This is a genomic window from Pseudomonas sp. MLB6B, assembly GCF_054508135.1.
The window spans coordinates 534,623-555,598 of record NZ_CP199313.1; the positions used below are offsets into that span (position 1 = coordinate 534,623).

Genomic DNA, 20,976 nt, shown 5'->3' on the forward strand with positions numbered 1-20,976 from the left:
GGAGGAGCCCGCCGCACGTGCGTGCAGCAGGCTTGAAGATTCAGGAGTCGCTCAGCAACTGGGCGGCAGGGTGGAGCCGCCCGGAAGGATCAGCGGGCCGAGGCCAGCTCTTGTTGGACGCTGGCGACGGAACGAGGCCAAGGTTTACCAGCCTGGACCTTGTCTGGCAAGTTCTTGATGGCGGCGACGGCGGCGTCGCGGTTAGCGAAGTTGCCGTAGGTGACCACGTACAACGGCTTGCCCTGCAAGGTTTTCTTGAAGTAGCGGTACTCGCCGCCCTGGGCCTTGACGAAGGCTTGGGCCGAGGCTTCTGAGCTGGTGCCCAGAATCTGCACGACGTAGTTGCCGGCCTTCTGACCGCTGTACCAGCTGCTGTTGCCGTTGCCGCCGCTGGCCGCAGCGGGCTTCTCGGCGGGTTTGGCGGCAGGCGCGGCCTTGGCCACCTGTACCGGGGCCGACGGCTGCACCGGCTTGGCGGCGGGCTTGGTGGCCTGGGCGGTCTGGGCCGGCTGAGTGACGACCGGCTTGGGCGCAGGGGCGGCGGTCACAGGTTGGGCTGGCGTTGGCGCTGGCCCGGCGGCCATGCCTTGAGGTGGCGCCGTGGTGGTGACCGTCGGCGGGTTGGACGGCTGCAATGTGGTGTCGCTGGCAGGCCCGCCCTCTTCGCCGTCGCCCATGCCGGCGGCTTCGGCCAAAGGTTCGCGCATGACCGGCTGTTGGCCGCCCAGCGGCAGCGGCTTGGTGGTGCCGGAAAATTCGATGGACGGGTTGCCCGCGGCATCTTGCTGCTGGCTCTGAGCGACCGGTTCTTCGGTCGGCTTGTCGCCCTTCTTCGGCATCAGGACTGCGGCGGCGACCGCAACCACGACGACGGCGGACAGCGCCAGGACATGTTTCTTCGGCATAGTGAACCCCATGGTTGGTCGCTTCACCGCAGTGCGGCTGGCGATCATGGCTTCGATCAAGGTATCGCGGGCGACCTGGTTGATAGCGCCAGGCCAGCCGTCCGAGTTTTCATGGATGTCGGCCAACTGTTCACGGGTGAACACGTCGATGCCTCGGCCCGCGCCTTCCAGACGCTGCTCCAGGTATTCGCGGGTCTCGTCTTCGGTGTAAGGCTCCAGCTCGATGACATGGAAGCGCTCTTCCTCGGCACTGAATTCGTCGAGGCGCGCGATCAGCGACGGCTCGGCGAACAGGAACACGTGCGGACGACCTTGCGAGACACCGGCGGCCAACTCCAGCAACGCTTGGAGTGCCGACTCGTCGAGTTGTTCCGCATCGTCCACCAGCAGATAGACTTCCTGGCCGGTCTGCGCCAATTGCACGACCTTGGACAGAATGGCCTGGACTTCGGCCTTGGCCACATTCAGCGACTGCGCCACCTGGCCCAGTACGCTGGCGGCATCCGCCGCACCGCGGGCGGAAACCACCACGCTCTGCACCGACTGTTTGTTGGTGCTCGCGACCAGCGCCTGGCGCAGCAGGGTCTTGCCGCTGCCCAGGGGGCCGGTGACCACCAGCAGCAGGTGGCTGTAACGGGCCAGGTGGTGCAGTTGGCCCAGCACCGGCTTGCGTTGGGCAGGGAAGAACTTGAAGCCTGGAACCCGCGGTGCGAAGGGATCGTGGCTCAACTGGTAATGGTCGAGGAAGGCCTCGTCGGCATGCAAACTGGTCATTGCGCTGTCACAACCTCAAAGCTGGGACACGATGGCGCGGTAATCCGCCGCCAGGGTGGCCTGGAGAGTCTCTGTCGGATAGTCGTCGGTCACTACGGCTTCGCCCATGCGGCGCAGCAGTACCAAGCGCAGACGTCCATCCAGCACCTTTTTGTCGACTGCCATGTGTTGCATGAAATCGGCAGGGGTCATTTCCGAAGGGGGCACCACCGGCAACCCGGCGGCCTGCATCAGGCGGATGCCGCGGTCGCGCTCGGCGCGCTCGATCCAGCCCAGGCGCATGGACATCTCCAGCGCCATGACCGTCCCGGCCGCCACGGCTTCGCCGTGCAACCACACACCGTAGCCCATGTGGGTTTCGATGGCGTGGCCGAAGGTATGGCCGAGGTTGAGGGTGGCGCGCACGCCCGATTCGCGTTCGTCGGCGCCCACCACCGCAGCCTTGGCTGCGCAGGAACGGCCGATGGCTTCGGTGAGCGCGTGCGAGTCGAGCTCGCGCAGGGCCGACATATGCTGTTCGAGCCAGGTCAGGAAGGGCTCGTCGCAGATCAGGCCGTATTTGATGACCTCGGCCATGCCGGCGGACAACTCGCGCGCAGGCAGGGTCTTGAGGCTGGTGGTGTCGATCAGCACGGCATTGGGCTGATAGAACGCACCCACCATGTTCTTGCCCAATGGATGGTTGATGCCGGTCTTGCCGCCGACCGACGAGTCGACCTGGGACAGCAAGGTCGTGGGCACCTGGATGAAGTCGACGCCGCGTTGATAGCATGCCGCTGCGAAACCGGCCATGTCGCCGATCACGCCACCGCCCAGGGCCACGACCGTGGTCCGACGGTCGTGCCGCGCGGTGAGCAGGGCATCGAAGATCAGTTGCAGGGTTTCCCAGTTCTTGTGCGCTTCGCCATCGGGAAGCACCACCGGCAAGACCTTGTAGGCGCCCAGGGTCTGGGTGAGGCGTTGCAGATACAGTGGCGCGACGGTGTCGTTGGAGACGATCGCCACTTGCCGCCCGGCGATGTGCGGCGCGAGCAGTTCGGGCTGGTCCAGCAGACCCTCGCCAATATAGATCGGGTAGCTACGCTCGCCCAGGTCGACCTTCAATGTCTGCATGTATCCCCACAAGTTGTAGTGCGCGACATCGCTCGGGCGACTCGCACTATAGCGTTTGACCTGTCCTGGCAGTGGCCGCCGAGCATAGACCCGGCTTACCGGGGCGGCAACTTTTCAAGGCGCTCGAGGATGTCGAGCACGACCATGCGCGGTGGCCGCTCATCGGTTTCCACGATGACGTCCGCGATTTCACGATAAAGCGGGTCGCGCAGCTCGAGCAGACTGCGCAGCGTGGCTTCGGGATTGCTGGTGCGCAGCAGCGGCCGGTTGCGGTCACGGGCGGTGCGCCCGACCTGCTGTTCGACCGAGGCATGCAGATAGATGACCCGGCCGCCCTGGCGCAACGCGGCGCGGTTGGCATCGCGCATCACCACGCCGCCGCCGGTGGCCAGTACCACGCCTTCGAGTTCGCACAACTCGCAGATCATGGCCTGCTCGCGATCGCGAAAACCCGGTTCGCCTTCCTTGTCGAAGATCCACGGAATATTGGCACCCGTGCGCAATTCGATTTCCTTATCGGAATCCTTGAACACCAGGCGCAATTCTTTGGCCAACAAGCGCCCGATGGTGCTCTTTCCAGCGCCCATGGGCCCCACAAGTATCATATTTCGCACAGAATCAACGACTCACAGCAATCGCCTGGTCTCCCATGATACGCGGAGTCAGAAAGACCAGCAGCTCGGATTTTTTCTCTTGTAATGCATCGCGTCGAAACAGCCGCCCAACATACGGCAGATCGCCGAGAAATGGCACCTTGTCGACCGTTTTGTTTTGCGAGGTCGAATATACACCGCCAATCACAGCCGTATCGCCATCGGCCACACGAACTTTGGCATTGACTTCGTTCTTGCGGATCGGCGGTACGTTATTCAAGGCGTTGACGAAATCCGGCTCGTCCTTGGTCACCCGCACGGTCATGATGACGCTGCCGTCGGGCGTGATCTGCGGCGTGACTTCCAACGACAGCGAGGCCTCGCGAAACGCGGTCGAAGTCGCGCCGCTCTTGCTGGTCTCCTGGTAAGGCACCTCGGTGCCCTTGAGGATGCGCGCCGTCTCTTTGTCGGCGGTGAACACCTTGGGCTGGGAAATGATCTCGGCGGTGCCGTTCCTTTCCATGGCGCTCAATTCCAGATCGAGCAGGATGTCACTGCGCAGCAAACCCACGCCCAACACGGCTGCCGGCCGCTGCACACCCAGGTCGACGAACAGCTCCTTGCCAGGCCGCACATCGGCTTTGTACAAGCCGCCGCCCCAGCGCACGCCGAGCCCCTGCTCGTGGTCCACGCTGACCTCGACGATGCGCGCTTCGATCATGACCTGCCGCACCGGCACGTCGAGCCGCGCGATCAGCGAACGCAGCGCCTCCATGCGCTCGGCAGGTTGATGGAGGATCAGCGTGTTGGTGCGCACATCGACGTTCAGGCTGCCAGCGGCGGCCTCCTCAGGCTCGCTTGCCAACGTCGTCAGCAGCAGGTCGGCGAGGTCTGCGGCATTGGCATGGCGAATCGGCAGCAGTTCGCGCTGCATGGGCTGCACCTGCGCCTCCAGCACCTGACCCAGACGCGCCTCCTTGGCCTGCTCGATCAGTTCCGCTGTGGGCGCCACCAACAGCACATTGCCCTCCTGGCGTCGGCCCAATCCCTTGCTGCGCAGCACCAGATCCAGCGCCTGATCCCAGTGCACCTGCTCCAGACGCAGGGTGATGCGCCCCTGCACGCTGTCGCTGGCCACCAGGTTGACGCCGGCGTGCTCGGCCAGGACTTGCAGCACCGAGCGTACCTCGATGTCCTGGAAGTTCAGCGTCAGCCGCTCGTCGTCGGCCCTGGCCACTTGCACACTAGCGATCGCCAGCAACCAGGCCAGCGCCCATCCCATCCTTGTCTTCGACATCGTCCTTTCCTTGCGCTGCAACGTTACGAAGCGACAGCGTCCTGCTGCGCTCCTGCCAGGCGTCGCCGACATGCAGCCGCTTGCGCACCCGCACATGCCGCTCTTCCAGCGCCACCACCTTGCCCCCGTGCCGGCCCAGACGGTCGCCAAGAGCCACTCGGTACAAGCGTCCCGCCGAGGCCAGCAGCGCATGACGTCGCCCGCCCTGTAGCAGGCTGCCGACCATTTCGATCTGCTCCAGCGGCACTTGGGCGAGGTCAAGGCCCGACTGCTGCTGGGCAGACCACGGCGCGAACAGGTCGCGCGCGGCCGTCTGCGTGCCGACGCGCGCCGGCTCATGGGCCACCGAACGCGGCACGGGGAGGTCTTCACCTGGATCGAACAGCTCCACCTCGAGCTTCGCCTCGATTTGCCGACCGGCCGGTGCCGTCTGAGCCAACTCCAGCGTGCGCATGCGCAGCACGCGCCTCTGCGCCAGCCAGTCATCCAACCAAGTGCGTAGCGCGGGATAGGCGCCGCGCATGCGTATTTGCAGCAAAGCGCGGCGGTACTCGTCGGCAGGCGGCTGGGGCGTGACGCCAATCTGCTCGAACAGCAATCCATGCTCGTGCGCGGCCAGGGTCAGGCGCTCGACCAGATCGCCAACCTCCTCACCTGCCGCCAGCCGCCAGCGTATGTCCTGCAAGTGCGCCTGGGCCTGTTCCAGGTGTTGCCGCTCCTGGGCCAAGTGCTGCAGGCGGATGCCGATCTGGGCCTGGCGCTGATCCAGTTCGTCGGCTTCGACGCGTGCCTGGTCGATGGCCACCTGCAAGCCGTACAGGTGTGCCCAATAGCCGCCCAGCGCGATCAGCAGCACCAGCCCAACCACCAGCCCGGCCCGCAGCGCCCCGTGCAGGGTCGCCAGCGCCGGCCAGTCCAACGGCAGTGCCATTTTCATGAGCCTTGCAGCGGCAGCCTGGCCACCAGCTCGAAACGATCGCCCTCGACGCTGCTACGGATGTGCCTGACCTCGACATCGCGCAACACCGCCAGCCGCTGCATGTCGCGCACCAGTCGCGCGACCAGTGCCGCATTGGCCGCTAGCCCGGTCAAGGTCAGTTGGTCTTCCTGCACACGCAGCCCACTCACTTGCAGGCCGACTGGCGCCGTCTGCTCCAGCGCGGCCAACACACTAGGCACCGCCTGCTGGCCCACCCTGAGCCGAACCAGCGCGGCCTGCCGCCGCTCGACCTGTGCACGCGACTCCAACACCTCGTCGAGCTGGCGCAACGGCTGTTCGGCGGCCTCCACCTGCGAACGCAGGGCCAGATTGGCCGAGAGCTGTTCGCGCAGGCGTGCCTGGGCCAGTTGATCGACCACCAGTACCACTGCCAGCGCTGCCACAGCGCTGCCCAGCAACGACGCCTGGAAACGCCGTACCGCCGCCGCGCGTCGGCGCTCGCGCCACGGCATGAGATTCAAACGCACGCTCATCGCAAACCTCCCAGTGCCAAGCCGTAGGGCAACGCCATGCACCCCACCTGGGCCTCGTCCATGTCCGCACCGAGGTCGATGCCCTGCAGGGGCGCGAGCGGTTCGCACGGCATTCCCAGTTCAACCGCCAGTCGCCTGGCAAGATCGCCCGAGGCCAGGGCGCCGGTCAGGTACAGGCGGCGTGCATCGCTACCCAGCACGTGTCCCAGGTGTGCGCGCCAGGCCATGTCGTCCAGGTCGAACGGCGACTGGATCAGACACCGATGCACGGGGGCCGCGGCCTCCGGCCAGCTGTACAGGACGACGCTGCCCCTTTCCAGCGCCAGGAGCGCCCCGTCACGCGCGGGCATCAGGCGGCGCAACGCCAGGCTGTCGATCTCCATGGCCACCATCTGCAAGCCGGCCGATGCGCACAGTTGCTCGAACGGGTCCAGCACGCTTTGCCGACAGGCGGCGACGAGAACGTCCAGCTCGCCGGGCGTAACGGCCGGCCCGAGCACCTGGAAGTCCAGCGCCAAGTCGTCCAGCGGTACGGGAAACAATTGCTCGGCCTGGGCCAGCAGTTGCCGCTCGAGGGCGTCCTCGTGCAGATCGGCGGGCAGAACGCACCGTTTGCACATCACCTGCCCCGCCGACAGCGCCATGGCCACCCGGCGCTGCCGGCTGGCGCAGCGTTGCACCGCCCGCCGCAGCGGTGCTTCAAGGGCCGCGAGGCACGGTTCGGCGCCAACGGCCGGGGCCGGTCGATCCAAGGGTTCGAACGCCCAGGCACTGACCCTGGGGCGGCCGCGACGGCGGCTCAATTGCAGGATTCGTATGGAATCGGGGGCGATTTGTACCGCCAAGGGTGAACTGGCATCCCTGCCTATGCGTCCAAGCATTGCTATTTCCTTTTATAGTCGGTGCGGCGCCCATCCACCGGGGCCGATGATGCGGCTCGGCTTGACCCGCAGACCGCCCGGGCGGTCACCCGGTCAAGCGAAAAATGCTTATAATGCGCGGCGTTTTTTCCCTGTCCGCCGGTGCGCGCAACCCATCCCTCAACCTGGACACCCCAAAGCCTTGATACGCCTGTTGAAGTTCTGCTGGTGGTCTTTCGTTGCAGTGACCTGTTCGCTCGTGCTCGGTCTGAGCGGCGCGTTTCTGTATCTTAGTCCCAACCTCCCGTCGGTCGAATCGCTGAGAAGCATCCAGTTGCAGATCCCCCTGAGGGTGTACAGCAGCGACGACAAGCTGATTGCCGAATTCGGCGAAATGCGGCGCTCTCCGATCCGTTTTGCGGAAATTCCCCCACAGTTCATCCAGGCGCTTCTGTCAGCCGAGGACGACAATTTCCTCAACCACTATGGTGTAGACCCGGCCAGCCTGATGCGCGCCGCCACCCAGCTGCTCAAATCCGGGCACATCCAGACCGGCGGCAGCACCATCACCATGCAGGTGGCGAAGAACTTCTTCCTCACCAGCGAGCGCAGCTTCTCGCGCAAGACCAACGAAATCCTCCTGGCCCTGCAGATCGAACGCGAGCTGACCAAGGACGAGATCCTCGAGCTGTACGTCAACAAGATCTACCTGGGCAACCGCGCCTACGGCATCGACGCCGCCGCGCAGGTCTATTACGGCAAATCGATTCGCGACGTCAGCCTGGCGCAGATGGCCATGATCGCCGGCCTGCCCAAGGCCCCGTCGCGCTTCAACCCGCTGGCCAACCCGGTGCGTGCCAAAGAGCGCCGCGACTGGATCCTTGGGCGCATGTACCGCCTGGGCAAAATCGACCAGACCAGCTACCAGAACGCCCTGGCCGAGCCGCTCAACGCCAGCTACCACGTGCCGACGCCTGAGGTGTACGCGCCGTACATCGCCGAGATGGCCCGTGCCGAAATGGTCGGCCGCTATGGCAGCGACGCCTATACCGAAGGTTTCCGCGTCACCACCAGCGTCTCCAGCGACATGCAGGACATGGCCAGCCGCGCCGTGCTCGACGGCCTCTCCGAATACGACGAGCGCCACGGCTACCGCGGCCCGGCCGCCCGTTTCCCGGGCAAGAGCCGCAGCGAATGGCTGACCGAACTGGGCAAGCAGCGCACCTTGGGCGGCCTGGAAGCGGCCATCGTCACCCAGGTCGAGAAGACCGGCCTGACCGTCATGACCCGCACCGGCCGCGACGAGCACATCGCGTGGGACAGGCTGAAATGGGCGCGCCCCTACATCAACACCAACGCCCAGGGCCGCGCACCGCAAGCGCCGGCCGACGTCGCCCAGGTCGGCGACCTGGTGCGCGTGCAGCGCCTGACCGATGGCAGCTTGAAATTCAGTCAGGTGCCCGTGGCGCAGAGCGCGCTGGTATCGCTCGACCCGACCAACGGCGCCATCCGTGCGCTGGTCGGCGGCTTCTCCTTCGAGCAGAGCAACTACAACCGCGCCACCCAGGCCAAGCGCCAGCCGGGCTCGAGCTTCAAGCCCTTCGTCTATAGCGCGGCGCTGGACAGCGGCTATACCGCCGCCAGCCTGGTCAACGACGCGCCGATCGTGTTCGTCGACGAATCGGTCGACAAGGTCTGGCGGCCGAAGAACGACACCAACACCTTCCTCGGCCCGATCCGCATGCGCGAGGCCCTGTACAAGTCGCGCAACCTGGTGTCGATCCGCCTGCTGCAAGCCATGGGCGTGGACCGCACCATCGACTACATCGCCCGCTTCGGCTTCAACAAGCAGGACCTGCCACGCAATTTGTCGCTGGCCCTGGGCACCGCCACGCTGACGCCGCTGGAAATCGCCACCGGCTGGAGCACCTTCGCCAACGGCGGCTACAAGATCAGCCCGTACCTGATCGAGCGCATCGACAGCCGCAGCGGCGAAACGCTGTTCACCGCCAACCCGCCGCGGGTACCGCAAGGCGCCGAAGACCAGGCCGGCATCGCCGCGCCCGAGCAGCCGATCGACACCACGGGCCTGCCGGGCGAAGCGCCCACCGCCACGGGTGAAGGCGCAGCCGCCATCGCCGCGCCCGGCGCGCCGGCCGTGGCCGAGCGCATCGTCGATGGCCGCACCACCTACATCCTTACCAGCATGCTGCAGGACGTCATCAAGCGCGGCACTGGCCGCCGCGCACTGGCGCTGGGCCGTACGGACCTGGCGGGCAAGACCGGCACCACCAACGAGTCCAAGGACGCCTGGTTCTCCGGCTACAACGCCGACTACATGACCACCGTCTGGGTCGGCTTCGACCAGCCCGAAAGCCTGGGCCGCCGCGAATACGGCGGTACGGCGGCGCTGCCGATCTGGATGAAGTTCATGGGCGCCGCGCTCAAGGACAAGCCCAGCCATGCCCCGGCCGAGCCGCCTGGCATCATGAGCCTGCGCGTCGATCCGGTCAGCGGCCGCGCTGCTTCGGCCAGCACGCCAAACGCCTATTACGAGCTGTTCAAGGCCGAAGACTCGCCGCCCAACGGCGACGAACTGGGCAACGGCGCCGCGCCCGGCAGCCCGCTGCCGGCGGATGAAGCGACGCCGATGGACCTGTTCTAAAGGCAGGCACCGACTAGCGCCCGCTCGAGGGCGCTAGTCCAGGCACAAAAAAACCGGCTCATGGGAGCCGGTTTTTTTGTGCCGCAGGATCAGCCGTTGAACACGTCGTCCACGCTCTTGAGCGGGTAGTGCTTCGGATACGGCAGGGTCGCGACGCCCGATTCGATGGCAGCCTTGGCCACGGCATCGGATACCAGGGTGATCAGGCGTGGGTCCATCGGCTTGGGAATGATGTACTCACGGCCGAACTCCAGAGCGTCGACGCCATAGGCATCGCAGACTTCCTTGGGCACGGGCTGTTTGGCCAAGTCTTTCAGGGCGATGGCGGCGGCGATCTTCATGTCTTCGTTGATGCGCTTGGCGCGAACGTCCAGGGCACCACGGAAGATGAAGGGGAAGCCCAGGACGTTGTTGACCTGGTTCGGGTAGTCGGAACGCCCGGTGGCCATGATCACGTCGCTGCGGGTTTCGTGGGCCAGCTCCGGCTTGATTTCCGGATCGGGGTTCGAACAGGCGAACACGATCGGGTTGGCCGCCATCGACTTCAGGCCTTCGGGGCTCAGCAGGTTCGGGCCGGACAGGCCGACGAAGACATCGGCGCCTTGCAGGGCATCGGCCAGGGTGCGCTTGTCGGTCGCGTGGGCGAACTGCGCCTTGTACTGGTTCAGGTCGCTACGGCCGGCATGGATCACGCCGCTACGGTCGATCATGAAGATGTTTTCGACCTTGGCGCCCATGCTGATCAGCAGCTTCATGCAGGAGATGGCGGCGGCGCCGGCACCCAGGCAGACGATCTGCGCTTCTTCGAGGGTTTTGCCCGCGATTTCCAGAGCGTTGATCATGCCGGCTGCGGTGACGATGGCAGTGCCGTGCTGGTCGTCGTGGAAAACCGGAATATCGCACTGCTCGATCAGGGTCTTCTCGATCTCGAAGCACTCGGGGGCTTTGATGTCTTCGAGGTTGATGCCGCCGAAGGTGATGGAGATGCGACGGACGGTGTCGATGAAGGCCTGCGGGCTTTCCGACTCGACTTCGATGTCGAACACATCGATCCCGGCAAAACGCTTGAACAGAACACCCTTGCCTTCCATGACCGGCTTGGACGCCAGCGGGCCGAGGTCGCCCAGGCCGAGAATGGCGGTGCCATCGGAGATCACGGCGACCAGATTGCCTTTGCCGGTGTACTTGTAGGCAAGCTCCGGGTCACGGCCGATTTCGCGTACCGGTTCAGCCACACCTGGGCTGTAGGCCAGCGCCAGGTCGCGGGCGGTGGCGGTGGGCTTGGTGAGCTCGACGCTCAGTTTTCCCGGACGGGGCTGGGCATGGTATTCGAGAGCGGCGGTTTTAAGATCTGACATTGTAGGCATTCCGCTATTAACTGTTCTGACGGGCCGCCGAGGATACGCAATGTGCCTGGGAGCGACAAGACTGCCCGGTCACGACTGTCAAGGCCCTCGATCTACGACTTTGCGCTAGGCCCCACGGTGGACGAGCTGGGGAGTGTGTACAATTTAGCGAATCAGTGTCTACAAATTTCTAGCCAGGCGCATGTTCGAGCATGCTCCAATCGCTGACCAGCACCTGCCAGCGGAGCTTGCCCGATGCCGTGCCCAGTGTCTGCCGCGTGCGGGTGATCCAGCCACGCACTTCCAGCGTACGCCCCTCGAAGTTATTCACAATGCCGCGCGGTGCAGTGCGCAGCAGACGGGCGGGAAGGCGCACGCGCAGGGTGTCGTCGAGCAGCAGCGAAACCGCACCGTTGCTGCGCCGCACCTGTGTCACCCGGCCTTTGACCAAGGCGAAGCCCGAACGCCGCAGCGACCGCGCCGGCAGCACTGGGCTGCCCTGCCACAGGCCGAGACGAGCACGGCGCGCGGCTCGTTCGGCGTGCGCCAGGCAGGTGGCGAAACGGCCATTGGGCGCGATGGCCGTGTGGTAACCCAAGCCCTCGCGCAGCAGCCGCGCTTGCAGATTGTCGTCATCGCGCCCGTAGGCGTAGGCCAACAGTCGACCATAGCGGTCACGGGCTTCGGCCCCGCGCACCAGCCTCACCGCTCCACCGTTGGCCTCGACCAGCGCCGCCAGGCGACGCCTGGCGGCTTCGGCATAGGGTTGGCTGGCGCGCCCGGCACGGCCCAGCTCCGGCGCGTTGATGCCGATCAGACGCACGCTGCGGCCGTTGCCCAGGCGCAACGTGTCGCCATCGACGACCTGCGCGACCTTGTACGTGGTAGCCGCAACGGGGCTCGGACAGAGTGCCAGCGCCGCGCACTGCCAAAACGCGCCCACAAAAAAGGCGCCCACCAGGGACGCCTTTTTCTGCCACGACGCGAATCCCGAGGGCTTCGCCATACGCAGTCTTACTTCTTGGCACCGAACATGCCGAAGCGATCTGCGAACTTCTGTACGCGACCACCGGTGTCCAGCACTTTCTGCTTACCGGTGTAGAACGGGTGGCACAACGAGCAAACGTCGATCGCCAGAGGCTTGGCCAGGGTCGAACGGGTTTCGAACTTCGCGCCGCAGCTGCAAGTGACTGCAACTGCTTCGTAATTCGGATGGATATTTTCTTTCATCGTCATTTCCTCGAGCTGCGTGCCGCCACCCAACACCATTGTTGAATACCGCACGTAATTAGGCGGCGAATAATACCAGAGCGACGGATGAGCGCAAGTTGTCGCTTGCACCGGCGGTCGTCTGCTAGGCTCGCTGCATTCTGTTACACCCCCTCCCAGAGACCTCCCGCGTGTCCGACGTCATCCTGCGCATCGCCCTGCCCTCGCCGCTGCGCCGTCTGTTCGACTACCAAGCGCCGCCGCGCATGGCCAAGCAGTCCCTCGCCCCCGGCATGCGCGTGCGCGTGCCGTTCGGGCGGCGCGAGATGATCGGCGTGCTGGTCGAGGTCACCGACCGCACCGAGGTGCCGACCGACAAGCTCAAGCCGGCCAGCGCCCTGCTCGACGAGGTCTCGCCGCTACCACCGGCGTTCTTCCGGCTGTGCCTGTGGACCGCCCAGTATTACCAGCACAGTCTGGGCGACACCTTCAACTGGGCCTTGCCCAACCTGCTGCGCCAGGGCGAAGCGGCGCAGGCGCGCCAAGAGCGCTTCTGGCATGCCGCGCCCGGCGCCAGCCTCGACGACCCGCGCATCGCCCGCGCCCCACGCCAGCGCGAGGCCCTGCAAACCCTCGCCCAACACCCCCATGGCGTGGCCCACGGCCTGCTGAGCAAGCTCAAGCTGAACAAGGACAGCCTCGACCTGCTGCTGGCCAAGGCCCTGGTCGAGGTGGAAGTACGGCGCCAAGGTCCGGCCCCGCGCCACGAACACTGGCTGGCGCAACCGGAACTGGCGCTCAACCCCGAGCAACAGGCCGCGTTCGATGCCGTGCGTTCGAGCTTCGGCGCTTTCCATGCGTTTCTCCTGGCCGGGGTGACCGGCAGCGGCAAGACCGAGGTCTACCTGCAACTGATCCGCGAGACCCTGGAAGCCGGCAAGCAGGCGCTGGTGTTGATCCCGGAGATCAACCTGGGGCCGCAGACCCTGGCGCGCTTCGAACAGCGCTTCAATGCACGCATCGCCCTGCTGCACTCGGCAGTCAACGACCGCGAACGGCTGGACGCCTGGCTAGCAGCGCGCGACGGCGAGGCCGACATCATCATCGGTACGCGTTCGGCGCTGTTCACGCCGATGAAGAATCCGGGCCTGATCATCATCGACGAAGAGCACGACGGCTCCTATAAACAGCAGGAAGGCTTGCGCTACCACGCCCGCGACCTGGCGGTGGTGCGCGCGCACCAGGAACAGGTGCCGATCCTGCTCGGCTCGGCCACCCCGTCGCTGGAAAGCCTGCACAACGCCCACACCGGCCGCTACGGCCTGCTGCGCATGCAGCAACGCGCCGGTGGCGCCAAGCAGCCACGCCTGTTGCGCCTGGACGTGCGCAGCCTGCCGCTGGACAGCGGCATCAGCGGGCCGCTGCAACAGGCCATCCGGCAAACCCTGGAAGCCGGCCAGCAGGTGCTGGTGTTCCTCAACCGCCGCGGCTTCGCCCCGACCCTGCTGTGCCATGACTGCGGCTGGCTGTCGGGCTGCCCGCGCTGCGACGCGCGCATGACCGTGCACCAGCGCTCGGCCATGCTGCGTTGCCATCACTGCGGCCACGAAGAGCGCCTGCCGCACCAGTGCCCGCAGTGCGACCACGTCGACCTGCGCCCCATCGGCGCCGGCACCGAGCGCGCCGAAGAGCGCCTGAAAGTGCTGTTCCCCGATTTCCCGGTGCTGCGCGTCGACCGCGACAGCACCGCGCGCAAGGACGCCATGCAGGCGCTGTTCACCACCATCGGCCGTGGCCAGCCGAGCATCCTGGTCGGCACCCAGATGCTGGCCAAGGGGCACCACTTTCCGCGCGTCACCCTGGTGACCGTGCTCAACGCCGACGGCGGGCTGTTCTCCGGCGATTTCCGGGCCAGCGAGCACATGGCGCAACTGATCCTGCAAGTGGCCGGCCGCGCCGGGCGCGCCGAAGAGCCGGGCAAGGTGATCATCCAGACCCATCTGGCCGAACACCCGCTGCTGGTGCAGCTCACCGAACAGGGTTATTTCGCCTTTGCCGAACAGGCCATGAGCGAGCGTCGCGCCGCGGGCCTGCCGCCGTTCTCGCACTTGGCCCTGCTGCGCGCCGAAGCGCACAAGCCGGGCCAGGCCGAGGGCTTCCTCGACCAAGCTTGCAGCGCCGCCGAGGCTTGGCTGGCGCAGTATCCGCAGGCGGGCCTGGAACTGCTCGGCCCGGTGCCGGCGCCCATGGAACGCCGAGCCGGGCGTTTCCGCGCGCAGCTGCTGGTGCAGGCCGCCAGCCGCTCGGCCTTGCACCGCCTGCTCAGCGCCTGGCTGGCACAGATCGAACAACTGCCGAGCGGGCGCCAGGTGCGCTGGTCGCTGGACGTCGACCCGGTCGACCTGTACTGAACGCCGCCGAGCGGTTGCCCGCCAGAGGTTGGCAACCCGCGCCGAGCCACGGATAATGCGCAGTTTTTCCACCCGCGCCTCCAAGCGCCCCGCCGCGCTTGCGGTCGAAAAGAGATCCCGATGAAAGACACCATCCGCCAGCTGCTCCAGCAAGCCCTCACCCAACTCGTCACCGACGGTGTGCTGCCTGAAGGGTTGTCGCCGGCGATCCAGGTGGAAAACGCCCGCGACAAGACCCACGGCGACTTCGCCAGCAACATCGCCATGATGCTGGCCAAGCCTGCGGGCCTGAAGCCGCGCGACCTGGCGGAAAAGCTGATCCAGGCGCTGCCGGCCAGCGACGACGTCAGCAAGGTCGAAATCGCAGGCCCCGGCTTTCTCAACTTCTTCCAGAACACCGCCGCCCTGGCCAACCGCCTGGACGCCGCGCTGGCCGACGCGCACCTGGGCGTGCGCAAGAGCGGCCCTGCGGAAAAAGTGGTGGTCGATCTCTCGGCGCCGAACCTGGCCAAGGAAATGCACGTCGGCCATCTGCGCTCGACCATCATCGGCGACAGCGTGGCGCGCATCCTCGAATTTCTCGGCGACCGGGTGATCCGCCAGAACCACGTCGGCGACTGGGGCACGCAGTTCGGCATGCTGCTGGCCTACCTGGAAGAAAACCCGATCACCAGCGACGAGCTGTCGGACCTGGAAAACTTCTACCGCGCGGCGAAGAAACGCTTCGACGAATCGGAAGAATTCGCCACCCGCGCGCGCAGCCTGGTGGTCAAGCTACAAGCCGGCGACGCCGATTGCCTGGCGCTGTGGACGCGCTTCAAGGACATCTCGCTGTCGCACTGCCAGAAGACCTACGAGCTGCTCAACGTCAAGCTGAGCATGGCCGACGTCATGGGCGAAAGCGCCTACAACGACGACCTCGCCAATGTGGTCGCCGACCTCAAGCACAGCGGCCTGCTGGTGGAGAACCAGGGCGCGCAGTGCGTGTTCCTCGACGAATTCAAGAACGCCGAAGGCGACCCCCTGCCGGTGATCGTGCAGAAGGCCGACGGCGGCTACCTGTACGCCACCACCGACCTTGCCGCCGTGCGCTACCGCAGCAACGTGCTCAAGGCCGACCGCGCGCTGTACTTCGTCGACCAGCGCCAGGCGCTGCACTTCAACCAAGTGTTCGAAGTGGCGCGCCGCGCAGGCTTCGTCGGTCACCCGATGCGCATGGAGCACATGGGCTTCGGCACCATGAACGGCGCCGACGGCCGTCCGTTCAAGACCCGCGACGGCGGCACGGTCAAGCTCATCGACCTGCTCAACGAAGCCAAGGAGCGCGCCTACGCCCTGGTCAAGGACAAGAACCCGACGCTGCCCGAAGACGAACTGCGTCGCATCGGCGAAGTGGTGGGCATCGGCGCGGTGAAGTACGCCGACCTGTCCAAGCACCGCACCAGCGACTACAGCTTCAACTTCGAACTGATGCTCAACTTCGACGGCAACACTGCGCCGTACCTGCTGTACGCCTACACCCGCGTGGCCAGCGTATTCCGCAAGCTGGGCAAGGGCTTCGAAGAAATCACCGGCACCATCGTCCTGCAAGCGCCGCACGAGCAGGAGCTGGCCGCACGTCTGGCGCAGTTCGGCGAAGTGCTCAACAGCGTGGCCGACAAAGGCACACCGCACGTGTTGTGCAGCTACCTGTACGACATCGCCGGGCTGTTCTCCAGCTTCTACGAAAACTGCCCGATCCTCTCGGCCGACACCGCCGAGCAACAGCAAAGCCGCCTGCGCCTGGCCGCCCTCACCGGTCGCATCCTCAAACAGGGCCTCGAACTGCTTGGCCTGGAAACCCTGGAGCGCATGTAACTTGGCTGCCAAGAAGAAACCCGCCCCCAAGCGCGGCGCCAGCCGTCAGCAAGCGCCGAGCAAGAAGCCGATCCCAGGTTGGATCTGGCTGGCGGTCGGCCTGTCGATCGGTGCCTTCGTGGTGTTCCTGATGAAGCTCGAGCCGGGCTCGGGTGACATCCAGCGCGCCAAGCCCGAGCAGCAGAAGCCGAGCAAGACCGCCGAGGCCAACCAGACCGCACCGTCGCCGCAGCAACCGGTCAAGCCCAAGTACGACTTCTATACCCTGCTGCCTGAATCGGAAGTGATCGTGCCGCCCGAAGCGGTGCCGGAGAAGACCCCGCCGGTGCCGGCGCAACCGGTCACCCCGGTGACGCCGACCGAAGCGGCGAAAATCGACACCGCCCGCGCCCAGGCCGCGCTGTCGGGGCAGACGCCACCGCCCGCCCCGCCCGTGCTCAAGCCGGCCGCGACCACCCAGTACTTCCTGCAGGCCGGCTCGTTCCGCAAGCAGGCCGATGCCGACAAGGTGCGCGCGCAGATCATCCTGCTCGGCCAGGCGGTGAAGGTGGAGTCGGGCACGGTCAAGGAAGAGACCTGGTACCGCGTGCTGGTCGGACCGTTCAGCAACCGCGAACAACTGACCGTGGCGCAGAAGCAGTTGGGCGGCGCCGGCTTCAGCAATTTGCTGTTGCAGCAAAGGCAGATCCGCCAGTAACGAAAAAGGCCTTGTCCGCACATGCAGACAAGGCCTTTTTTCTACGTGACCGCTTTAGCCGCGGCGGGCGTTGAGCTCGGAAATCTGTCGGTTCAGCGTCAGGAAATCGTACAGCACGCCCAGCAAGAACAGACCGCCGGTGCACAGGTAGATCAGCGCCGTGATCCATTTGCCCTGATACAAACGGTGCACGCCGAAGAAGCCCAGGAAGGTCAGCAGCAACCAGGCCACGCTGTAATCCACCCGCCCCGGCACGAAGCGCAGGTCGGCCTCGCGGTCCATCGACGGAATCAGGAACAGGTCGATCAGCCAGCCGATGCCCAGCAGCCCGAAGGTGAAGAACCAGATCACGCCCGTGACCGGTTTGCCGTAATAGAAGCGGTGCGACCCCAGAAAACCGAAGATCCACAGCAGGTAGCCCAGCACTTTGCTGTGGGTGTCATGGGCTGGCTGCCCGTTTCCATAACCATTCATTCGTTGAACCTCGCCGCTTATGCAAAAAATTTTCTAAAAAAAGTTGTGACTTTTTTCGGGATGACCGACAGACGGTAGTGTCCGATTCGACCAACGGGGTCAGGTTGGAGGAAAAAGCTGTTATAAAGTTGCGCGCCAATCAATACAACTTTTCATATGAGCTTCATCTATGCCAACTTTTTTCAAGACATGGCTGACCCTCTGTCTGTTATTACCCCTGGCCGCCCACGCCACCAACCGTGAGCAACGTCTTCCCAACGGCTTTACCGGCCAAACCGTGCACAGCGCAAGCACTGCGGTCAAACGTCCTCAGGTCAAGCATGTCACCGCCTTTCGTGCCCGCCCGGTCAGCGGCAAGGCACAGGGCCTGACCACCGCCGCCGTCGCCCCCAAGCAAAGCAGCGCCGTGCTCAGCCGCGCCGTCAACGTCATCGGCACGCCCTATCGCTGGGGCGGCAGCAGCCCGAAGAAGGGCTTCGATTGCAGCGGCCTGGTGCAGTACGCCTTCAACGACGTGGCCAACGTCGATCTACCGCGCACCTCCAGCGCCATGGCCCAAGGGCATGGCGTGAAAGTGGCGAAAAGCGACCTCAAGCCCGGCGACCTGATCTTCTTCAACATCAAGAGCCGTCGCGTCAACCATGTGGCCATCTACCTGGGCAACGACCGCTTCATCCACGCACCACGCCGTGGCAAGAAGGTGAGCATCGATACCTTGAAGAAGCCCTACTGGCAGCAGCATTACGTCGTCGCCAAGCGCGTTCTGCCCAAAGAGCCGCTCAACAGCCAGGACCTGCGGGTCGCCAAGCGCTGAGTCTGTGGAAACAAGAAAATGGCCCGCTTCTGCGGGCCATTTTCGTTTGCGTCAGAACGAAGTGTTCACCGTCAGCGACAGGCTGCGCGGGTCGCCATAGATGGCGCCGGCGTAGAAGCCGTAACGGCTGTAGTAGTGCTTGTCGAACAGGTTGTTGGCATTGAGGCTGACGCTGGTGTCGTCGGTGACCTGGTACTTGGCCAGCGCATTCCAGATCGCATAGCCCGACCAGTTCACGTCCGTGCTGCCGCGGCTGACGCCATCGACCGGCCGCCCTGCCGGCGAAGACAGCGCGCGGATGTTGCTTTGCGCGGTGACGCCGGCGCCCAGGGTCAGACGCTGCAGCGGGCCAGGCAAGCGGTAGGTGGTCGAGGCCTTGAACAGGTGCGACGGGTCTTGCCGGCCGTCGCTGTCGACGCGGCGGAAATGCAGGTAGGTGTAGCCGGCGTAGACGTTCCAGTCCGGCGTCAGCGAGCCCGCCAGTTCCAGGTCGATGCCATCGGTTTCCTGGCCGGTGCCGGCTTTGTAGGCCTGCGCGTTGGTCGGCGTGGTCAGGTCGCCGTCCATCACGGCCTTGTTCTCCTGTTTGGTCAGGAAGTAGGCAGCGGACGCATTCAGACGCCCGTCGAACCACGCCCCTTTGACACCGGTTTCGTAGCTCTGCCCACGGATCGGCTCGACCCTGCCACCACTGGCGGTTTCCTGGGTCTGCGGGGTGAAGATATCGGTGTAGCTGACGTACAGCGAATAGGTGTCGTCCATGTCGTAGACCGCGCCCAGGTAAGGCGTGACCACGCCACCGTTGCGCTGGCTGCTGCGCCCGCCGTTGACGTCGCGGGTGGTCGCCGAATAGTCGCTGGTGCGCGCGCCGACGATCACCGACAGCGGCTCGGTGATGCTCAGGCGCGTGGCGGCGTAGAGCCCTTGCAGGCGCGTGGTGGTCTTGCTGTGCAGGCCAGTTCTGGATACCAGCAGGGCGAAGTCGTCGTCCACGCCGTCGTGCCAGTTGCTGATCGGCAAGGCGCGGCTTGGCTTGTTCGAGACCACATCGGCGCGGTACATGCATCCGACGTTGTCCTTCCCCAAGCCTGCACTGCTGAGCCAGTTGCATTTGTACTGCGGGGACCAGGCCACGGTACGGCTGTCGCTGTAGCCGAACATGGCCTGGTGGCTGCGGCCCAGCAACTGGAACGGCCCTGACAGATCGACCTGCGCGCTCTGCTGGGTGGTGTCGGTCGAGCTGTACAAGCCGTTGAGCACCGCACCGCTGCCGTCCTGGTTCCAGTAGCCGCCGTATTCGCCAGATTTAACCGAGTTGACCTTGGCCAGGCCACGCTGCCCCACCGCATCGATGGTGCTCTGCGAGCCTTTGAGGTCGAGGGTCCAGTCGTTGTCGAAGCGATGCTGCAAGGAAGCGAAGGCGGTCCGCGTATCGACTTCGCCATAGCTCCAGCTGGGCACCAGGTTGGTGCTGCGCGGCAGGTCGGTCTTGCTGCCGTCGCCGTACCAGATCGGGATGTTCGCCCCCCAACCGCTGCCCACCGTCTTGCTGTACTCGTACTGGAAGCCCGCGCCCAGGGTGGTGGCATCGTCGAGGTCGAAGGCGAAGTTGGCCAGCGCCGCACGGGAGCGCTCGGACTGGTTGTCGCGGAACGAATTGGCCTCTTGCTGGGTGACCACGAAGCGCGAACGCAAACGGCCGTCTTCGGACAGCGGCAGGTTGAGGTCGGCGCCCAGGCGGCGGCGGTCCCAGCTGCCATAGGTGGCGTAGGCGCTGCCGCCGAAGGTGCGGGTCGGTGCCTTGCGGATCAGGTCGACCGTGGCCGAGGGGTCGCCGGTGCCGCCGAGCAGGCCGTTGGCGCCGCGCACGATGTCGATGCGCTCGTACAGGTCGGTGTTCAGCGCCGCGCCGCCACCGCTGAAGTCGGTGCCGCCGGGAAACTGCAGGCCGTCGACCTTCCAGTTGGTGACGCCATAACCCCGCGCGCGGAACTCGGTGCGCCCACCCACTTCCATCTTGCTGACGCTGACGCCCGGTGTGGTTTCCAGAGCCTGCTCGATGCTGTGGATGTCGCGGTCCTGCATCTGCTGGCGGGTGATGGTGGTGACCGATTGCGGCGTCTGCCGGGGGGTCAAGCTGAGGCCGGTGGCACTACGGGTGCTCTCGACGGTGTACCCTAGCTGCCCGCTGGGGTCGGCGCGCAGGGCGCTGTCGTCGATGGTGGTGGCGTCGAGTTCGAGCACGGCGGGTTCGGCGGCCAAGGCACTGGCGGAGATGCCAAGGGCGACGGCCAGGGCGAGCGGCGTCAGACGCTTGCCCTCCAAGCGGGAACAGGTCGTTGGCGTGATGATGCTCTTGAGTGTCATTTGGGAAAGCGTCTTATTCGCAGATAATTTTGGCTGCGATTCTAGGCACCTGCCCTCTCCACTCCATATTCGCTTTGTACGCGTATGTAATCGAACGTAACGGGCAGCGCCAGGCGCTCCT

Annotated in this window: 17 protein-coding genes; 5 read left to right on the plus strand and 12 right to left on the minus strand. The window is 65.4% G+C overall.

Annotated features, from left to right (window positions below; genetic code table 11):
- Window positions 1-89 precede the first annotated feature (89 nt).
- The 7 genes from ACSMEV_RS02245 to pilM form a co-directional block, all read right to left on the minus strand.
- Window positions 90-1,679, minus strand: a complete 1,590-nt coding sequence (locus ACSMEV_RS02245) for an AAA family ATPase (protein ID WP_459207077.1) — start codon at window positions 1,677-1,679, stop codon at window positions 90-92.
- Window positions 1,680-1,694: 15 nt separating this feature from the next.
- Window positions 1,695-2,792: a 3-dehydroquinate synthase gene (gene aroB, locus ACSMEV_RS02250; RefSeq protein WP_459207078.1), complete on the minus strand. Its 1,098-nt coding sequence runs from the start codon at window positions 2,790-2,792 to the stop codon at window positions 1,695-1,697.
- Between the two features lie 95 nt (window positions 2,793-2,887).
- Window positions 2,888-3,406: a shikimate kinase AroK gene (gene aroK / locus ACSMEV_RS02255; protein WP_459207079.1), complete on the minus strand. Its 519-nt coding sequence runs from the start codon at window positions 3,404-3,406 to the stop codon at window positions 2,888-2,890.
- A gap of 4 nt (window positions 3,407-3,410) precedes the next feature.
- Window positions 3,411-4,682: a type IV pilus secretin PilQ gene (locus ACSMEV_RS02260; protein WP_459207080.1), complete on the minus strand. Its 1,272-nt coding sequence runs from the start codon at window positions 4,680-4,682 to the stop codon at window positions 3,411-3,413.
- Window positions 4,630-5,613: a pilus assembly protein PilP gene (locus tag ACSMEV_RS02265; RefSeq protein WP_459207081.1), complete on the minus strand. Its 984-nt coding sequence runs from the start codon at window positions 5,611-5,613 to the stop codon at window positions 4,630-4,632. The genes ACSMEV_RS02260 and ACSMEV_RS02265 overlap by 53 nt, the downstream gene beginning before the upstream one ends.
- A 2-nt stretch (window positions 5,614-5,615) precedes the next feature.
- On the minus strand, window positions 5,616-6,155 hold the full coding sequence (locus tag ACSMEV_RS02270) for a PilN domain-containing protein (protein WP_459207082.1): 540 nt from the start codon (window positions 6,153-6,155) through the stop codon (window positions 5,616-5,618).
- Window positions 6,152-7,036 (minus strand): type IV pilus biogenesis protein PilM, encoded by an 885-nt coding sequence (gene pilM / locus ACSMEV_RS02275; RefSeq protein WP_459207083.1) that lies wholly within the window; start codon window positions 7,034-7,036, stop codon window positions 6,152-6,154. Before pilM ends, ACSMEV_RS02270 begins: the two co-directional genes overlap by 4 nt.
- Window positions 7,037-7,217: 181 nt before the next feature.
- On the opposite strand from pilM, the gene ACSMEV_RS02280 reads away from it, so the two are divergent.
- The gene (locus tag ACSMEV_RS02280; protein ID WP_459207084.1) at window positions 7,218-9,680 is read left to right on the plus strand and encodes a penicillin-binding protein 1A; all 2,463 of its coding nucleotides are present in this window, start codon (window positions 7,218-7,220) and stop codon (window positions 9,678-9,680) included.
- An 89-nt stretch (window positions 9,681-9,769) separates the two neighbouring features.
- On the opposite strand, the gene ACSMEV_RS02285 is transcribed toward ACSMEV_RS02280, so the two are convergent.
- From ACSMEV_RS02285 to rpmE, 3 genes are all read right to left on the minus strand, one after another.
- A complete protein-coding gene (locus tag ACSMEV_RS02285) occupies window positions 9,770-11,038 on the minus strand; it encodes a malic enzyme-like NAD(P)-binding protein (RefSeq protein WP_459207085.1) in 1,269 nt (422 codons plus the stop codon).
- A 178-nt stretch (window positions 11,039-11,216) separates the two neighbouring features.
- Window positions 11,217-12,038, minus strand: a complete 822-nt coding sequence (locus ACSMEV_RS02290) for a thermonuclease family protein (RefSeq protein ID WP_459208279.1) — start codon at window positions 12,036-12,038, stop codon at window positions 11,217-11,219.
- Between the two features lie 2 nt (window positions 12,039-12,040).
- Window positions 12,041-12,256: a 50S ribosomal protein L31 gene (gene rpmE, locus ACSMEV_RS02295; RefSeq protein WP_313741413.1), complete on the minus strand. Its 216-nt coding sequence runs from the start codon at window positions 12,254-12,256 to the stop codon at window positions 12,041-12,043.
- Window positions 12,257-12,426: 170 nt separating this feature from the next.
- Between rpmE and ACSMEV_RS02300 the strand changes: the two genes are divergently transcribed.
- From ACSMEV_RS02300 to ACSMEV_RS02310, 3 genes are all read left to right on the plus strand, one after another.
- Entirely contained in the window at window positions 12,427-14,646 is a 2,220-nt protein-coding gene (locus ACSMEV_RS02300) for a primosomal protein N' (protein WP_459207086.1), read from the plus strand.
- Window positions 14,647-14,766: 120 nt separating this feature from the next.
- The gene (gene argS / locus ACSMEV_RS02305) at window positions 14,767-16,503 is read left to right on the plus strand and encodes an arginine--tRNA ligase (RefSeq protein ID WP_459207087.1); all 1,737 of its coding nucleotides are present in this window, start codon (window positions 14,767-14,769) and stop codon (window positions 16,501-16,503) included.
- Between the two features lies 1 nt (window position 16,504).
- Window positions 16,505-17,200, plus strand: a complete 696-nt coding sequence (locus tag ACSMEV_RS02310) for an SPOR domain-containing protein (RefSeq protein WP_296266580.1) — start codon at window positions 16,505-16,507, stop codon at window positions 17,198-17,200.
- A 54-nt stretch (window positions 17,201-17,254) separates the two neighbouring features.
- Here the strand turns inward: ACSMEV_RS02310 and ACSMEV_RS02315 are convergent, their stop codons facing one another.
- Window positions 17,255-17,674 carry an NINE protein gene (locus tag ACSMEV_RS02315; protein ID WP_459207088.1) on the minus strand — a complete coding sequence of 140 codons (420 nt, stop codon included), beginning with the start codon at window positions 17,672-17,674 and terminating at the stop codon, window positions 17,255-17,257.
- A gap of 169 nt (window positions 17,675-17,843) precedes the next feature.
- Between ACSMEV_RS02315 and ACSMEV_RS02320 the strand changes: the two genes are divergently transcribed.
- Window positions 17,844-18,488, plus strand: coding sequence for a C40 family peptidase (locus ACSMEV_RS02320; protein ID WP_459207089.1), 645 nt, complete (start codon window positions 17,844-17,846; stop codon window positions 18,486-18,488).
- 51 nt (window positions 18,489-18,539) lie between these two features.
- Here ACSMEV_RS02320 and ACSMEV_RS02325 read toward each other — a convergent pair whose 3' ends face one another.
- Window positions 18,540-20,855, minus strand: a complete 2,316-nt coding sequence (locus ACSMEV_RS02325; protein WP_459207090.1) for a TonB-dependent siderophore receptor — start codon at window positions 20,853-20,855, stop codon at window positions 18,540-18,542.
- Window positions 20,856-20,976 lie beyond the last annotated feature (121 nt).

Excerpts from the sequence above, each read along its gene's own strand:
- ACSMEV_RS02245 (WP_459207077.1), bottom strand. The coding sequence starts at position 1,679 with ATGACCAGTTTGCATGCCGACGAGGCCTTCCTCGACCATTACCAGTTG.
- aroB (WP_459207078.1), bottom strand. The coding sequence starts at position 2,792 with ATGCAGACATTGAAGGTCGACCTGGGCGAGCGTAGCTACCCGATCTAT.
- ACSMEV_RS02260 (WP_459207080.1), bottom strand. The coding sequence starts at position 4,682 with ATGTCGAAGACAAGGATGGGATGGGCGCTGGCCTGGTTGCTGGCGATC.
- ACSMEV_RS02265 (WP_459207081.1), bottom strand. The coding sequence starts at position 5,613 with ATGGCACTGCCGTTGGACTGGCCGGCGCTGGCGACCCTGCACGGGGCG.
- ACSMEV_RS02270 (WP_459207082.1), bottom strand. The coding sequence starts at position 6,155 with ATGAGCGTGCGTTTGAATCTCATGCCGTGGCGCGAGCGCCGACGCGCG.
- pilM (WP_459207083.1), bottom strand. The coding sequence starts at position 7,036 with ATGCTTGGACGCATAGGCAGGGATGCCAGTTCACCCTTGGCGGTACAA.
- ACSMEV_RS02285 (WP_459207085.1), bottom strand. The coding sequence starts at position 11,038 with ATGTCAGATCTTAAAACCGCCGCTCTCGAATACCATGCCCAGCCCCGT.
- rpmE (WP_313741413.1), bottom strand. The coding sequence starts at position 12,256 with ATGAAAGAAAATATCCATCCGAATTACGAAGCAGTTGCAGTCACTTGC.
- argS (WP_459207087.1), top strand. The coding sequence starts at position 14,767 with ATGAAAGACACCATCCGCCAGCTGCTCCAGCAAGCCCTCACCCAACTC.
- ACSMEV_RS02315 (WP_459207088.1), bottom strand. The coding sequence starts at position 17,674 with ATGAATGGTTATGGAAACGGGCAGCCAGCCCATGACACCCACAGCAAA.
- ACSMEV_RS02320 (WP_459207089.1), top strand. The coding sequence starts at position 17,844 with ATGCCAACTTTTTTCAAGACATGGCTGACCCTCTGTCTGTTATTACCC.
- ACSMEV_RS02325 (WP_459207090.1), bottom strand. The coding sequence starts at position 20,855 with ATGACACTCAAGAGCATCATCACGCCAACGACCTGTTCCCGCTTGGAG.